Annotated in this window: 13 protein-coding genes and 2 pseudogenes; 8 read left to right on the top strand and 7 right to left on the bottom strand. The window is 70.9% G+C overall.

Going from position 1 to position 15,345, the window contains the following annotated elements; genetic code table 11:
* Position 1: 1 nt before the first annotated feature.
* Positions 2-1,252, bottom strand: coding sequence for an SPFH domain-containing protein (locus JOY88_RS16450; protein WP_293503714.1), 1,251 nt, complete (start codon positions 1,250-1,252; stop codon positions 2-4).
* A 149-nt stretch (positions 1,253-1,401) separates the two neighbouring features.
* Between JOY88_RS16450 and JOY88_RS16445 the strand changes: the two genes are divergently transcribed.
* The 4 genes from JOY88_RS16445 to JOY88_RS16430 all read left to right on the top strand — a co-directional run bounded on the left by JOY88_RS16445 (position 1,402) and on the right by JOY88_RS16430 (position 5,227).
* Positions 1,402-1,803: a DUF1801 domain-containing protein gene (locus JOY88_RS16445; protein ID WP_293503713.1), complete on the top strand. Its 402-nt coding sequence runs from the start codon at positions 1,402-1,404 to the stop codon at positions 1,801-1,803.
* An 82-nt stretch (positions 1,804-1,885) separates the two neighbouring features.
* Positions 1,886-2,407: a superoxide dismutase [Cu-Zn] SodC gene (sodC, locus tag JOY88_RS16440; RefSeq protein WP_293503712.1), complete on the top strand. Its 522-nt coding sequence runs from the start codon at positions 1,886-1,888 to the stop codon at positions 2,405-2,407.
* A 55-nt stretch (positions 2,408-2,462) separates the two neighbouring features.
* Positions 2,463-3,164: a response regulator transcription factor gene (locus JOY88_RS16435; protein ID WP_293503711.1), complete on the top strand. Its 702-nt coding sequence runs from the start codon at positions 2,463-2,465 to the stop codon at positions 3,162-3,164.
* Positions 3,161-5,227, top strand: a complete 2,067-nt coding sequence (locus tag JOY88_RS16430) for a sensor histidine kinase (RefSeq protein ID WP_293503710.1) — start codon at positions 3,161-3,163, stop codon at positions 5,225-5,227. The genes JOY88_RS16435 and JOY88_RS16430 overlap by 4 nt, the downstream gene beginning before the upstream one ends.
* Here JOY88_RS16430 and JOY88_RS16425 read toward each other — a convergent pair.
* Positions 5,224-5,547, bottom strand: coding sequence for a hypothetical protein (locus JOY88_RS16425; protein WP_293503709.1), 324 nt, complete (start codon positions 5,545-5,547; stop codon positions 5,224-5,226). The two genes, JOY88_RS16430 and JOY88_RS16425, sit on opposite strands and share 4 nt — an antisense overlap.
* Positions 5,548-5,755: 208 nt before the next feature.
* Between JOY88_RS16425 and JOY88_RS16420 the strand changes: the two genes are divergently transcribed.
* Complete coding sequence (locus JOY88_RS16420) at positions 5,756-6,838, top strand: MBL fold metallo-hydrolase (protein WP_293503708.1); 1,083 nt, start codon at positions 5,756-5,758, stop codon at positions 6,836-6,838.
* A 6-nt stretch (positions 6,839-6,844) separates the two neighbouring features.
* On the opposite strand, the pseudogene JOY88_RS16415 reads toward JOY88_RS16420, so the two are convergent.
* Both JOY88_RS16415 and arsC read right to left on the bottom strand, forming a co-directional pair.
* Positions 6,845-7,336 (bottom strand): annotated as a pseudogene (locus JOY88_RS16415) (dihydrofolate reductase family protein); the annotation flags it as partial.
* A gap of 39 nt (positions 7,337-7,375) precedes the next feature.
* A pseudogene (gene arsC, locus JOY88_RS16410) lies at positions 7,376-7,789 on the bottom strand (arsenate reductase (glutaredoxin)); the annotation flags it as partial.
* A 77-nt stretch (positions 7,790-7,866) separates the two neighbouring features.
* Between arsC and JOY88_RS16405 the strand changes: the two are divergent.
* Both JOY88_RS16405 and JOY88_RS16400 read left to right on the top strand, forming a co-directional pair.
* Positions 7,867-10,089, top strand: coding sequence for a helicase-related protein (locus tag JOY88_RS16405; protein ID WP_293503707.1), 2,223 nt, complete (start codon positions 7,867-7,869; stop codon positions 10,087-10,089).
* Positions 10,086-10,715 carry a hypothetical protein gene (locus JOY88_RS16400; protein ID WP_293503706.1) on the top strand — a complete coding sequence of 210 codons (630 nt, stop codon included), beginning with the start codon at positions 10,086-10,088 and terminating at the stop codon, positions 10,713-10,715. The genes JOY88_RS16405 and JOY88_RS16400 overlap by 4 nt, the downstream gene beginning before the upstream one ends.
* 17 nt (positions 10,716-10,732) lie before the next feature.
* On the opposite strand, the gene JOY88_RS16395 is transcribed toward JOY88_RS16400, so the two are convergent.
* From JOY88_RS16395 to JOY88_RS16385, 3 genes are all read right to left on the bottom strand, one after another.
* The gene (locus JOY88_RS16395; RefSeq protein ID WP_293503705.1) at positions 10,733-11,770 is read right to left on the bottom strand and encodes an NAD-dependent epimerase/dehydratase family protein; all 1,038 of its coding nucleotides are present in this window, start codon (positions 11,768-11,770) and stop codon (positions 10,733-10,735) included.
* Positions 11,771-11,818: 48 nt separating this feature from the next.
* A complete protein-coding gene (locus tag JOY88_RS16390) occupies positions 11,819-12,664 on the bottom strand; it encodes a hypothetical protein (protein ID WP_293503704.1) in 846 nt (281 codons plus the stop codon).
* A gap of 113 nt (positions 12,665-12,777) precedes the next feature.
* Positions 12,778-13,422 carry a cytochrome c oxidase assembly factor Coa1 family protein gene (locus JOY88_RS16385; protein WP_293503703.1) on the bottom strand — a complete coding sequence of 215 codons (645 nt, stop codon included), beginning with the start codon at positions 13,420-13,422 and terminating at the stop codon, positions 12,778-12,780.
* A 158-nt stretch (positions 13,423-13,580) separates the two neighbouring features.
* On the opposite strand from JOY88_RS16385, the gene JOY88_RS16380 reads away from it, so the two are divergent.
* Positions 13,581-14,987, top strand: a complete 1,407-nt coding sequence (locus JOY88_RS16380) for a peptide MFS transporter (protein WP_293503702.1) — start codon at positions 13,581-13,583, stop codon at positions 14,985-14,987.
* Positions 14,988-15,345: the final 358 nt, after the last annotated feature.

Below are 15,345 nucleotides of genomic sequence, written 5' to 3'. Positions count from 1 at the left end.
CTTACTCCCGCTCCGCTTCCGCGCCCTCGGTGGCCGCCTTCGCGGCCGGCGCCATGCCCGCCAGCAACGCGTTGCCGATGAAGCCGCCCGATCCCGGCGGCGCGATGATGACCTGCACCTTGTCCGACAGCTTGTCGGCCATGGCCTTCTGCACCAGCAGCGGATGCCGGGTCAGCAGCGCGCCCTCGACCGCCATCTGGCCGGCATTGGCCTTGCCGATCTGGGCCACGCGGTAGGCCTCCGCGTCGGCCAGCTTCTGGCGCGCCTCGGATTCCGCGGCGATCTCGATGCGGCGCGCCTGCGCGGCACCCTCGGCCTGCTTGATGCGCGCGGCGCTCTCGGCCTGGGCCTCCAGCGCGCGCTGCTCGATCTGCTTTTGCTTGAAGGGCAGCACATGCTTCATTGCCTCCTCCTGCGCCCGCGCCGCGATGATCTGCTCGCGCCCGGCCGCCTCGGCAGCGGTCTCGCGGCGCACCTTGTCGGCGGCGGCCTGCAGCTCGGTCTGCTTGACCTGCTTCTCGCTGATCTCCAGCGTGTAGCGCATGCGCTCGCTGGCCAGGCTGTCGGCCAGCAGGCGGTCCATGCCGCGGCGGTAGTCGGACGGGAGGTCCACCGAGCCGATCTGCACACCCTTGAGCAGGATGCCGTCGCCGGCCAGCCTGGCGCGCAGCTCGGCCTCCAGCGCCGCGGCGATCTCGGCGCGCTGGCTGGAGAAGATCTCGCGCACGGTGTGCCTGGCGATCTGCTTGTAGACGACAGCCTGCACGGCCGGCGCGATGACGTCGGCCTCGATGTCGTCCGGCAGCCTGCGCGACAGCTCGACGAGGCGCGTGGCGTCGATCGTCCAGCGCAGGTTCATGTCCAGGCCCAGCGACAGGCCCTCGACCGACTGCAGCGGCGCCGGGCCATCCGCCTTGGCGATGGCGGCGGGGTGGTAGCTCTGGTCGCGCAGCGGGAACAGGCGCACCTCGTGCAGGCCCGGGATGCGCAGGAAGCTGCCCGCGCGGAACTCGCTCGTGCCGCCGCTGAACTGGTTGGTGCGCAGCGCCGCCTGGCCGGGAGGGACCGCCTGCACGGGCGGGTGGGTGACGAGTGCATAGCCGGCTGCGGTCACGGCCGTGAGGATGAGCAGCGGGGGCAGGGCGCGGCGCAGCGAGCGCGCGGCGGTGGGCACGGCCTCCATGCCACGGCTGGCACCGCGGCCGAAGGCATGGTGGAGGGCGGCGGCGAGGGTCTTGAGGCGTTGCAGCATAGTGGGCTCCTTGGCGTTGCTGCATCGGTGATCGATGCATGGCGGCCATGGTTGCCATTGCTGCGGGAAGGGGCGAGGGGCGCCCGGGGTGGGAATCTTCCGCAAGGGCGGAAGGAGTCTTCCGCCGGATTTGTCGCCAGAATCCGGCCATGCCCAAGCTGACCGCCGCCGACACCTCCCAGGCCGTGGACCGCTTCATGGCGGCGCTGGACCATCCCTTCAAGGCCGAGATCGAGACGCTGCGCCGGGCCATGCTGGCTGTGGATCCGGCCATTGCCGAAGGCATCAAGTGGAACGCGCCGAGCTGGCGCACGACGGAGTACTTCGCCACCACATATCTGCGCAGCCAGGCCGGCCTGGGGCTGATCCTGCACCTGGGCGCCAAGGTGCGCACGCTCCCTGCCGGCGGCCTGGACATTCCCGACCCCGCCGGCCTGCTGAAATGGCTCGGCAAGGACCGCGCCCAGGTCGAGTTCCAATCGGCCGCCGATCTCCGCGCCAGGCTGCCCGCGTTGCAAACCCTCCTACGGATGTGGATAGGCCACCTCTGATCCGGGGGGCCGATACGCGCCGCGCCGCCCAGCGGCGGCCCCGGTTGCTACGCTTTCGCGCATCGCATCGAAGGAGCCCCCCATGAAGAGCGTGCTCATCGCCACCGCCTGCCTGCTGGCCGGCGCCACGGCCCTGGCGGCCGACCTCACAGTGGCCGTCAACGCCGCCGAGAAGCAGGGCGACGGCGCGGCGCTCGGCAGCGTGCGCATCGTCGAGACGCCCTACGGCCTGGCCTTCTATCCCGAACTGAAGGGCCTGCCGCCCGGCCTGCACGGCTTCCACATCCACGAGAAGCCTTCCTGCGCCCCCGGCGAGAGCAACGGTGCAATGGTGCCGGCCCTGGCCGCCGGCGGCCACCTCGACCCGGCGGGCACCAAGAAGCATGGCGAGCCCTGGGGCGACGGCCATCTGGGCGACCTGCCGCCGCTCTATGTGGCCGCCGACGGCACGGCCACCGCGCCCGTGCTGGGCCCGCGCCTCAAGCTGGCCGACGTGAAGAACCGCGCGCTGATGATCCATGCCGGCGGCGACAACCACTCCGACCACCCGGCGCCGCTGGGCGGCGGCGGCGCGCGCGTCGCCTGCGGCGTCATCGGCGGCTGAGCCCGCGGAAGAATCCTTCCGCCGCCGCGCGGGGCGGCCTCCACATAATCCCGCCATGCCCCGCATCGCCGTCATCGAGGACGATCCCACCACCAGCGCTCAGCTGGCCGGCTGGATACGCGCCGCCCGCCCCGAGCTGACCGTCGATCAGCACTTCGACCGCGACGATGCCGAGGCCGCGCTGCTGCGCGAGCGCTACGACCTCGTCGTGCTGGATATCGAACTGGGCCGGGAGCGCAACGCTGGCGTGGCGCTGATCAACGAGATCAACAAGCAGGGCCTGGGCACGCCGGTGCTGGTGGTGTCGGCCATGCCGGCGGCCATCTACCGCAGCATCATGAAGGCGCTGGACGCCTGGGACTACCTGCAGAAGACGACCTTCGACGAGGCCGAGTTCGTCGAGACCTTCCTGGACATCCTGCGCACTGCGCGGCTGCGCGATCCGGCCGCGAAGCCGGCCACCAAGGCCGGTGACGACAGCCTGCAGCTGGACCCGCTGAAACAGCGCACGCCCATGTGGCGCGGCCAGCGCATCAACCTGCCGCTGACGGCCCAGCGCATCCTGGCGACGCTGCATGCGCGCGCGGGCGAGGTGGTCGGCTACGAAGAGCTGTTCGACGTCGTCAAGAGCGGCCGCAACCGCGACAACGTGCGCAAGCATGTGGCCACTATCCGCGACGCATTCAGGGACGTGGACCCCGCCTTCGACGGCATCGAGAACATTCCCATGCGCGGCTTCCGCTGGACGGGCGGATGAAGCTCGGCCGCGTCGAGCTGTCGCTGCCCGACGTGCCGCGCCTGGGGCTGGCGGCCTTTCGCAACCGCATCGTCTTCCACCTCGTCTTCATCGCGCTGGCCATGGCCACGCTAGCGCTGGCCGTCGCGCTGCTGAACGAGGAGAGGCAGCGCAACGCGCAGCGCTACGAGCAAACCTTCGCCAAGTCCCTGGCCGGGATCGTGGCCCAGCTGCGCCATCCTGCGGGCCAGCTCGCGCTGATGAACCCCGAGCCGGCGCAGGTGGACCCGGGCTGGGTCGCGCCGCTGCTGCTGCCGTTCGCCGCCATCGACTTCGACGACGCCACCAAGGCCCAGCACGCCGTCGAGATGGCCGGCTGCGCGCTGCTGTACCCGGACGGCGCCAGCCTGTGCGCGGCGGTGGGCAGCAATGCCTATGCGGGTGGCTTCGTCTACCTCGTGGCCAGCCTCGACGCGCCGCCGCTGGCGAGCCGCGAGCGCGGCGCGCTGGACCTGGCCGACGTGCACCGCGTGCGCATCGACCTGAAGCAGGGCGGCATCGCTCAGCATTGGCTCGCGCCCGTCGAGATGCTGGACGCGCAACGCGGCCAGCTGCCCGGCTTCACGCTGGACGCGCCCGAAGGCACCACCGCGCTGCCGCGCAAGGCCAGGCCGCAGCGCGACTTCCGCGGCTGGGTCTGGCGCGAGGGGCCTTGCCTGAGCACGGCCGAGCCCTGCCCGCGGCGCACGACGCTCTCGCTGCGCCTGCCCGTCGAGGCCTTCCGGGAGGCGCTATTCCGCCCCGGCGGCCCGCAATGGCCGCCGGCCGACCTGGTCCGCACGGGCCTGCGCCTGCGCCTGCTGGGCCCCGGCGAAGCGGTGCTGTTCGACAGCGCAGCGCCAGGCGCCCAGCCGCCCCTGCACCTCGGCAGGCTGGCCGCCACGCTGGCGCCCGGGGAGACGCTGCGCATCACGCGCGCCGGTCGCGTCGTCGCGCTGCTGCAGGGCGCTGACGCGAGCGGCGCGCCGCCCTCTCCCTGGCTGATGGCCCTGATCCAGCGCCTGCCCGTGCCGGCCATGCCGCGCATGCTGTCGGCGCGGGACGGCGTCAGCACGCCGGCCGGCCGCTTCGACGTCACGCTGACGGGCGATCTGCAAGGCCTGGACCGCACGCTGAGCGCCAGCGCTGCCCGCCTGGCCTGGCCGGTCGCCGCCATGCTGGCGGCCATCGCGCTGGCCTGGCTCATCATCGAGATCGGCCTGATCCGCCGCGTCGCGACGCTGACGAAACGCGCCGCCGCGTTGTCGCACCAGCTGCAGGCACCCGGGCGCTTCGAGCTGGGCCGGCTGGACGTGGCCGACCTGCGTGGCAGCGACGAGCTGGGCATCCTGGCCGGCAGCCTGGCCGACCTGCTGCAGCACGCCCGCGACAGCCTGCACCGCGAGCAGCTGCGCGCCGAACGCGAGCACGACCAATGGCATGCCGTGGGCCACGAGATCATGTCGCCACTGCAGTCGCTGATGCTGCTGCACGGATCGGAAGCCGACCCGAGCCGGCGCTATGTCCAGCGCATGCAGCAGGCCGTGAAGGTGCTCTATGGCCAGGCCTCGCCCAGCGAGGCGCTCGCCGCCGCGACGCTGGCCGTGGGCCGGCTGGACCTGGACGCCTTCCTGCGCCAGGTGGCGGCCAACGCCGTCTACGCGGGCATTGCCGGTGTCGTCTACGCACCGGCGCCCGACGCGGTCTGGGTGCAGGCCGACGAGTACCCGCTGGAGGACGCGCTCACCCATGCGCTGACGAATGCCGATCGCCACCGCCTGCCAGGCACGCCCATCACGCTGGCGCTGCGCCTCGAGGGCGAGCTGGCGACGGTGGACATCCACAACCGGGGCCCGCAGATCGCCGACGACCGGCTGGCGCGCATCTTCGACTACGGCGTCAGCGATGCCCAGCCCGAGGACGGCGTGCGCCGCGGCCAGGGGCTGTTCGTGGCCAAGACCTATCTGGCCAAGATGGGCGGCAGCATCGCGGCGCGCAACGTCGACGACGGCGTCGTCTTCGAGATCGGCCTGCGCCGAAGTTAGCCCTTACACACCCGGCCCAGAAGCTCGCGCGTCGCCAGCTCGGAGCCCAGCGACTGCTCCAGCGGTGCGCGGCACAGCCCGGCATGGGCGTACTGCAGATTCTCGTAGACCTCGGCGGCGGCAGGGAAATGATCCAGCAGACCCGGCAGAGACGGGTGGCCCTGGTGCTCGCGCAGTTCGGCGCCGAGCTTCTCGACCAGCAGCCTGTACTGGTGCGGGTCCGCCGCACGGCTCTGGCCTTCCAGGGCCTGCAGCAGTTGCGCCAGACGGACAAGGGACAGCAGTTCGGCCGGGACGGCAAGCTTGATGGTGGTGGGCATACGGCACCCTATGTGAGCGATGGCTGAGGCTCAGATGCCCCCGGCCGCCGGCATTTCAAGGCACCCGCTCGCGGGAGGCGCCGGCCCGGGCCGCGCACAATCGCTGCGGGACACTCGCCTGAACGCCCGTCGCCCCCGCCCCGCCATCCGACATCGCCACGCCATGAAATCCCTCGGCAAACGCGCCTCCGGCCTCCGCCTTGAACGCATGCGGGCCTCGCCACGCTGGGCCGGTGAGGGCTTTCGCAACGTCCACCCCATCCAGCCCGGACTGCGCGACGGCAGCGAGCGGCCATCGCTGTCCGACTTCCTCTGCTCCGAGGGTCGCCGCACGCCGGCCGGCCCGTTGCCGGCGCAGAACCCGCTGGACGCCTGGCTCAAGCCGGCCGACACCGGCCTGCGGGCGACCTGGCTGGGCCATTCCACCGTGCTCATCGAGATCGACGGCCTGCGCGTGCTGACCGACCCGGTCTGGGGCAAGCGTGCATCGCCGTCGCAGTTGGCCGGCCCCAAGCGCTTCCAGCCCGTGCCGCTGGCGCTGAAGGCGCTGCCCAGGCTGGATGCAGTCGCCATCTCGCACGACCACTACGACCACCTCGACCTCCCCACCATCCGCGAGCTCATCAAGCTGCAGGACGTGCCCTTCATCACCTCGCTGGGCGTTGGCGCCCACCTGGAGGCCTGGGGCGTGCCGGCGGCGCGCATCGTCGAGCTGGACTGGTGGGAGCATTGGCAGGCACCGGGCGCCGAACTGCGCATCTCCGCTGCGCCATCGCAGCATTTCTCGGGCCGGTCGCTGTCCGACCGCAATGCGACGCTGTGGTCGTCCCTCGTCATCGAGACACCCAGGCACCGCGTCTTCTTCAGCGGCGACACCGGGCTGACAAGCGAGTACGCGGCCATCCGCGAACGCTTCGGCCCCTTCGACCTCGTCATGCTGGAGGTGGGCGCCTTCCACCCGGCCTGGGGCGACATCCACCTCGGCCCGGAAAACGCGCTGAAGGCGCTGCAGCTGCTGGGCGGCGGCGCCTTCCTGCCGGTGCACTGGGGCACGTTCTCGCTGGCCCTGCACGACTGGGACCAGCCGGCCGAGACGCTGCTGGAGCTGGGCCCGCGGCAGGGCGCACAGCTGCTGATGCCCCGGCTTGGCGAGGCCGTCGAGCCGGCCAAGGGCGAGCCGGCGGCGCCCTGGTGGCGCGAGGCCGATGCGCCGCGGCGCGGCCCGCCGCGGGCGGCATCGCCGGACGAGGCGACCGGGATGCCCGCGGCCATGCCCTGGCCCATCGACTGAGCGCCGTCAGCTCGCGACGTCGTAGGCCAGCATCTGGATGCCGCTGGCCAGGCTGCGCGCCGAGGCCAGCGCCAGCCGCTGCGTCGCGCCGGCCGGCAGCAACGGGATGCCGCGCGTCAGCAGCACCGGCATCACGGCCGTCTCGACGCGATCCACCAGGCCGGCCGCGAACAGCACCCCGGCCAGTTCGCTGCCGCCGAACAGCCAGATGTCGCGCGCCGACGCCTCGGCCTTCAGCGCCGCGACCACGCCCGCGATGTCGTCGCGCACGATGGTCACGCCCTCGCTCGCCGCCAGCGTGCGCGACGCGACGATGACGCGCTTGCCGCGCAGGGGATTGGCATCGCCCTGGGCCTGCATGACGTCCCAGGTCTTGCGGCCCATGACGAAGGTGTCGAACTCGGCGTACAGCGCGTCGAAGTCGATGCTCTGGTCTTCCACGAGCCAGTCGTAGCCGCCGTCGGGGTCGGCGATGAAACCGTCCAGGCTGCAGGCAACGTTGTAGCGCAGCCGGCGCTGCGCCGGGCTCGCGCCGCGGCGGCGGCCGTGGTCCTGCACGACCTCGCCGTCCTCCTTCGTGAACGGCGGCAGCGGGCCCACGGGCAGCAGTTCCAGCACCGCCTCCGATGGCCGGCACAGCGCCGTGCCCAGCGGCGTGACAACGATGGGGCGGTTCAGCAGGATGGGGTGGCGTTCGAGGGCGTCCAGCAGCGCGTCGTCGGGCAAGCTCTCGTCGGCCAGTCCCAGCTCGGCGAACACCGCCTCCTTCTCCCGCAGCAGCGCACGCAGCGGCCGGCCCGTGGCCGCGGCGAGCGCACGGATCTCGTCGCGTCCGGGCGGCGTCCGAAGGTACTCGACGACGCGCGGCGCCAGGCCCGCGTGGCGGATCAGTGCGAGCACGTTGCGGGACGTGCCGCACAAGGGGTTGTGGAAGATCGTGACGGTGTCCATGACCGCAGTGTCGACGAGACGGCCTGGTCGGCCCGCCCGCACGATGCCGGCACGACGAGCTGTGTTCCACTTCCGCCGTGAAGTCCTCGTCCCCCGAATCCAGGCCGCCCGTGCCGGCCTTTCCCCTCCCCCAGCCCCGCCACGCCGCCCGCCTGCCCGCGAGCCTTGCGCCCGAGGATTGGGCCCGCATCCGCCAGGCCGCCTACGCGCTGCCCCAGGTGCTGGTGCCGGCCGACCTCGACGACGGCAGCGACGAGTCGCTGGACCGCCTGGGCTGCATCCAGGTCTCCAAGGCAGCCGGCGGTGGCCGGCCCAGCCGCTGGCTGCTGCCTGCCCACATCCCCGTCGCGCTGGCCCAGCTGGACGCGACGCCGCTGGCCAACACGCTGCGCTCGCAGATGCAGCAGCGCCTGCACCAGCTCGAATCGCTGGGCCTGCGCCGCGAGGGCCTGGTGTTCACGCGGCTGTGCGTGCACCCCATCGCGCTGGCACACCCGGGCTGGCGCGTCGACCTGTCGCACCGCGTGCCGGTGCAGGAGGAGCCCGTCTGGGCCTTTTTCCGCGACGGCGACACGGCCGCGCTGCGCCATGCGCTGGGCCAGGCGCCCGAGTACTCGTACAAGGCCGAGCTGGCCCTGCACCTGAACCACCTCGTCGCCCGCAGCGAAGCCCTGGTCGACGAAGCCCAGCTGGCCTCGCTGCTGCCGCGCCTGCAGGCCGAGTGCGGCGTGCCCATGCCCTATGACGACCTGAAGGCCGCGCTGACGCGTGCCCAGGACCGCTGGGAGCAGCAGGTCGAGGAGCAGGACACGCTGGCCAGCCTGGGCCGCGAGCTGGCCTTCCAGGGCTACCCGGACAGCTTCGACGCGGCGCGCAAGCTGGGCCGCAAGGTGACGCTGTACCTGGGCCCGCCCAACAGCGGCAAGACGCACGCGGCCTTCGAGCGGCTGGCCCAGGCGCTGGACGGCGCCTATCTCGCGCCGCTGCGGCTGCTGGCGCTGGAGGGCCGCGACCGCCTGGTGGGCCGCGGCGTGCCCTGCTCGCTGCTGACCGGCGAGGAGAACGTGCCGGCGGCGGATGCCCGCGTGGTCTCCAGCACCATCGAGATGGTCAACACGCGCGACGTGGTCGACGTGGCCGTCATCGACGAGGCGCAGATGATCTTCGACGACTCGCGCGGCTGGGCCTGGACCCAGGCCATCGTCGGCGTGCCGGCGCGCGAGCTCATCATCATCGGCTCGGCCTATGCGGCGCCGGCCATAGAGCGGCTGCTGCAGCTGTGCGGCGAGAAGCCCGAGCGTCGCCACTTCGAGCGCAAGCAGCATGTGCAGCTGATGCCGGCGCCGGTGCCGATGACGCACCTGCAGGCCGGCGACGCCGTCGTCGCCTTCAGCCGCCGGGACGTGCTGATGCTGCGCGACCAGATCTCGCAGAACGGCCATGCCGTCAGCGTCATCTACGGCGCGCTGCCGCCCGAGGTGAGGCGCCGCGAGGCCGAGCGCTTCGCCGTCGGCGCCAGCGACGTGCTGGTGGCGACGGACGCCATAGGCATGGGCCTGAACCTGCCGATACGCCGCGTGCTGTTCTCGACGCTGACCAAGTTCGACGGCGTCGGCGACCGCGAGCTCAGCGTCAGCGAGGTGCACCAGATCGCTGGCCGCGCGGGCCGCTACGGCATGCACGACGAGGGCTTCGTCTCGGTGCTGAAGGAGGCCGAGGCCGACGCGATGAAGACGCTGCGCGCGCTCTTGCCCAAGGAGCCGCGCGCACCACGTGACTTCAAGGCGCCGGTGGCGCCCAACTGGCGCCATGTGCAGACCATCTCGCAGCGCATGGGCGTGAACAAGCTCTACGCGGTGCTGAGCATCTTCATGCAGCAGCTGCGCCTGGACGACGCGCATTTCGCCGTCGCCGAGCTGGAGCAGATGCTGGAGCTGGCCGAGGCGCTGGATCGCAACGCGGCCTCGCTGCCGCTGCAGGAGCGTTTCCGCTACGCGCAGGCGCCGGTGGACTCACGCCTGCCCATGCTGGTCGAGCAGTTCCATGGCTGGGCCACCAACCATGCCCGCAGCGGCCATGCCGGCGAGCCCCATTTCCTCGACGAGTACGACCAGCATGGCCGCCTGGACCGCATGGAGCAGGCGCTGCGCATCTGCACGCTGTGGCTGTGGCTGGACCTGCGCTTCCCCGGCGTGTATGGCTATGTGGAAGACGTCATCGACCTGCGCGGGCGGCTCAACGACGGCATCGAGCGTCAGTTGAAGGGGAAGAAGGCGCTTTGGCAAAGGCGGGGGCGATGACCGCCGCGCTGCGTCTTGTCCTTCTGTGCGCGCTTGTCGCCCAACTCGCGGCGCCTGCGCCGGTTCTGGCGCAAGGAGTACCCGATGCCACCGCCGTCGACAACCCATCGACAGCAGGAGCGGAACTGAAGCGGCTGTTCGACGAGGATCAGGCAGAGCGGACGCCTGTGCCGGGCAAGGTCACGGACTGGGCTGCTGTCATGCTGAGGGACGAGGCGCGCCAGCGGCGCGTCAAGGAACTCATCACGAGCGGCAGTGTGTCCAGCGGCTCCGACTACTACCATGCTGCCATGGTCATGCAGCACGCCACCGAACCCGACGACTACCTGCTGGCCCATGACCTGTGCGTCGTCGCCATCAGCAAGGGCGAACAGCAAGCCAAGTGGCTGGCCGCCGCCAGCCTTGATCGCTTCCTGGTCAGCATTGGACGCCCCCAACGCTTCGGCACACAGTTCAGCAGCAACCATCCCTCCCGTCCTCCCAGGCTGAGGCCCGTCGATCCCAGCGTGCCGGATCAGCTTCGCCGCGAGCTGAACGTGCCCACGCTGGCGCAGGCCAAAGCACGAGAGCTGAAGATGGCCAGCGACTCGACGCGCGCAAAGCCTCAGGATGGCGCCGAGAAGTAGGCAGCCCCCCGGGGTCTTCAGCTATCCACCAAGCCCAGCTCGATCAAGTCCCGCGCCGTCGCCACGATGGCCTCGCGCTGCGGCCTGGGCGCCCAGCCCAGCACCTCCCGCGCATGGCTGGCATCCTGGTGCCGCACCGTGCCCAGCTCGCTGGCCGCCGCCCGCACCGTGGGGCTGACCCTGGCCAGCAGCCGCACCGCCCAGTCCGGCATCTGCAAGGTCGGCACGCGCCGCGCCTGCGCGCCCAGCTCGGCGCGCAGCACGGCCGCGACCTCGCGCAGCCACAGGAAGCCGCCGCAGGCGATGAAGCGCTCGTCGGCCATGGAGACCGGCGCCGTCAGCGCGCGCCAATGCAGTTCGGCCACGTCTCGCACGTCAACGACGCCGAAGCCGATGCGGGGCAGCGCCGGCATGCGGCCCTGCAGCAGGCTCCTCACGAGGACGACGCTGGCCGAATAGTCGGCACTGGCCACCGGCCCCAGCACGACGGATGGGTTGACGGTGCAGAACTCCAGGCCGCCACCCTCGCGCGCCACCCAGTCGCGCGCTGCGCGCTCCGCGATGGTCTTGGACTGGATGTAGGCCGGGATGCCGGGCGTCTCCAGCCGCGTCCAGTCGGCCTCGGTGAAGCGGTGCTCGCCCGGGCCATGGCCGTAGGCGATGGCCGCCACCGACGACGTCATCACCACACGCCGCACGCCGGCATCGCGCGCGGCATGAAGCGCGCGCAGCGCGCCGTCGCGGGCCGGCACGATGAGCTCGTTGGCATTGCGCGGAACGCCGGCCGGCAGCGGAGACGCGAGATGGGCCATGTGACTGCAACCGGCCGCGGCCTCGGCCCAGCCGGCGTCGGCCAGGAGGTCGGCCCGGAAGCAGCGCAGCTGCTCGCGCGCCTCGCCCGCGTCCGCGCCGAGCTGCCGGCGCAGCGCCGGCTCGCGCTGCGGGTCGCGCAAAGTAGTGTGAACCTGCCAGCCGGCGGCCAGCAGCTGGCGGATCAGCACGCCGGCGATGTAGCCGCTGCCGCCGGTGACGAGGATGCGAGGGGTCAGCGCCATGCGGGGGATTGTGAGTGCGAACGCCGCCGTGGCAATGACGGCCCGCTATCAGCGCAGGTCAACGCACGCCGGCTCCCGCCACAGCTCACTCGCGGCTTGCGGCAGCAACTGTTGCAGTGTCGACGGTCCTTCGCGGGCGACCACCAGCCGCGGCGCCTGCCCGGGGTTCACGAGCACTGCGCCAAACCCCTGGCCCAGTTGATGGCCACGGTAGTCGACTCGCAAACCGTTGGTCACGACCTTGAATCGGTCTGCGAAGACAAGTCGGTAATCGATGTCTCGCGTGCCCAGGCAGCGCCTCGCATCGCGCAGCGCGAACTGCGTGTGAGCGATGCCCTCGACGGAGCCGTCATCCGTCGCACCCAAAGCGTCGGTGGGCGCGAAGGCCACGATGGCCGCACGCGCGCCGTCGATGACAGTCACGCCCCGCTGGCGCGAGCGGACCTTGGCTTGCGCTGACGTCATCACCTCGAAGCGCAGCGGCTCACGGATGACAATGTTCGGCTGCGTCGTTTGGCCCCACAGCAGCAAATGGGGCAGTTGCCGCTGGCCGATAGTTGGTGGTGAGTCCCCGGCCTCCAGTGCTGCCGACTGGAATGAAAAGGACAGCCGCACGCCGCCTGCGCCGGCTGTGGCGACTGCGTCGGTCACATCCAAGGCGTAGCCCCAGAAGGTCTGCCCTGGCCAGCGATCGTCCTGCAAGGCCGGTCGGACCTCGAGCAGCCGCCGGTAGCGCCCGCGCCCGTCGACGCGGTAGAGCGTCCAGCCGCCATCGTCCTGACCACCCTCTGCCACCAGCCGCAACGAGGGCTCGCGGGTGAACCGCCACTCAACACAATAGCGGTCTTGCTGCGCTGCCGCGCAGCGCGCCAAGCGATCGGGCACTCGCTGCATGACTGGCTCCGCATGCGAGGCTGCAAGGCCGGATGCCAGCAGCAGGACCAGACAGCATCGCAGCACGGAACTGCATCGGGACCCGATGAAGCCGGTGGTGAGCGTGCCCGCGCTCACACGTTCCCTTCCCGCGATGCCGGCGGCGGTTCGGGCGACAGATCGATGCGGCGACCGCTGCCATCTTCCTGGAACACCAGTCGATCGATCTTCCATTCGCCCATGTCCTTGCGGGCCTCCACGAAAGCCGTGCCTTTGCCCTTCGAACCTTCGACACTGAACGACAGGCTGGCCGAACCGCGCGGGCCGGACACCTCGATCTGGCCCATCGGGATACCGGTGGACAAGGGTCTGCCCACGATTTCGGCGACACGCTCGTCGCCATCCAGCCGTAATCGCGCAAGCTTGTAAGCCTCGGAGTCCTTCAGGATCCCGAAGATGCCAAAGACGACCAGGCTCGCAAGGACGATGCCCGCCACAAGCGTGACGACGCCCCACTTGGCCCAGCGGCGCTGCATGGCCTGGAACTGGGCCTCGCTCTCCCACCGCTTGTTGCGCCAGGCCCATTCGTTGCCCTTGGCGCCGACGACGAACATCCAGATCAAGCCGAAGAACGGCACGAACACCAGCAACGCCAGCGGTGCGTTGTTGCCGATGCCCCAGATCCAGTTGAGCAGGAACGCGCCCCAGTTCCAGCGCCGGATTCCCGGCGGAACCTGGCTGGCCGGTCCATGTCCGGAAGTGTTCTCGACGGCACCCATGATCTTTTCTCCCTTGTGGCAGCTGCATTGAACCAGAGCGTCACGCCAATGCGTGAAGAACCTGCACCCATGACCTGCGGCATCCGCGGGCGAGTGCGCATTGCCAGCGCGGGCGAGTCCAGGGACAGTCTGGGCCTTTCCAGATCTGGGATTCCCTCTTGACCTCCGCCACCCTGACCGCGGGCGCCGCCGACTCACGCGCCCGCCACGACCGCGCCTTCCTGGGCCACCCCGCCGGCCTGGGCTGGCTGTCCTTCTGCGAACTGTGGGAGCGCTTCAGCTACTACGGCATGCAGGCGCTGCTGGTGCTCTACCTCAGCAACTACCTCTTCCTGCCGCACAACATCGGCCAGGTGGCAGGCATGGACGCGCTGCGCCAGGCGATCGAGGGCGTGACCGGGCCGCGCTCCACGCAGCAGCTGGCCTCGGCCGTGTTCGGTCTGTACGTGGGCTTCGTCTACCTGACGCCCATCTTCGGCGGGCTCATCGCCGACCGCTGGCTGGGCCGCACCAAGACCGTCGTCATCGGCGCGCTGCTGATGGCCACGGGCCACTTCCTGATGGCCTTCGAGACGGCGCTGCTGCCGGCACTGGGCTGCCTGCTGCTGGGCGTGGGCGCCTTCAAGGGCAACATCGCCGCGCAGGTGGGCGACCTCTACGCGCCGGACGACAAGCGCCGCGCCAGCGCCTTCCAGATCTTCATGCTGGCGGTGCAGATCGCCGTCATCGCGGCGCCCATCGTCTGCGGCACGCTGGGCGAGAGGGTGGGCTGGCATTGGGGCTTCGGCTCGGCCGGCGTGGGCATGCTGATCGGCCTGTGCGTCTACCTGGCCGGGCGCCGCTGGCTGCCCCCCGAGCCGCAGCGCAGCGCCGCCAAGGCCGAGGCCCGCCCCCCCATCGGCCGCCGCGGCGCGCTGCAGGTCACCCTGCTCGTGGCCATACTGCCGCTGCTGATGCTGTCCATCGTCGGCAACCAGCAGTTCAACAACGCCTATCCGCTGTGGTCGCAGCAGCATATGGACATGGTGGTGGCCGGCTTCGAGGTGCCGGTGACCTGGCTGCAGTCCGTCGACGCCACGGTGAGCTTCCTCACCATGCTGGGCTCGATCGCCTTCTGGCGCTGGTGGGCCACGCGCCGCCGCGAGCCTGACGAGATCACGAAGATCTCGCTGGGCTGCTTCATCGCGGCCGGCGCGCCGGCGCTGCTGCTCATCCCCGCCTTCGCCATCGAGGCCGACGGCGCCAAGATCAGCATCCTGTGGACCTTCGCCTATACCCTGGTCAACGACATCGGCTTCGCCAACATCCTGCCGGTGGGCCTGGCGCTGTATTCGCGCGCCGCGCCGCGCGGCCTGCAGGGCGTCATGATCGGCATCTACTACCTGCACCTGTTCTTCGGCAACATGTTCGTCGGCTGGCTGGCCGGGCTGCTGGAGGTGATGACGGGCTCCAGGTTCTGGGCCCTGCACGCGGTGCTGGTGGTCGCGGCCGGCGCGGGGCTGCTGGTGGTGAAGCTGGTGTTCGGCCGGCTGCTCGCGCCGGACGAGGAGCCGTCGCGAGGCTAGGCCCGCTGCGTCAGCCGTTCCTCCCGCCCGATGCCGTTCTCCTCGACGTCGGGCGGGTAGTGATACCAGGCCTCGTGCGGTGAGAACCGTTGGCACTCGGGGCATTGAGTGCCCGGCCATTTGACGCCGCATCCCGGGCAGACGCCCCGAGTCCGGAACGTGTTCCAGGGCGTGTCGCAGGATGGCGTGCATTCCCTGCCGTCTTCCGCTTGCGGGCGCCAACCGCACCTCGGGCCATGGATGTCCAGGCGTTCCTTCGTCGTGGCTGTGCCTGCCCTCCCTGTCGGGATTGAACCAAGGCCGCGAGAAGAGCACCGCCCGGCAAACCCGAAACACGCTTCCTACACTCAAGCCCATG

Origin of the sequence: Roseateles sp., assembly GCF_019237615.1 — a bacterium.
Lineage (GTDB): Bacteria > Pseudomonadota > Gammaproteobacteria > Burkholderiales > Burkholderiaceae_C > Pelomonas.
This window is presented reverse-complemented; position numbering and strand designations above follow the sequence as displayed.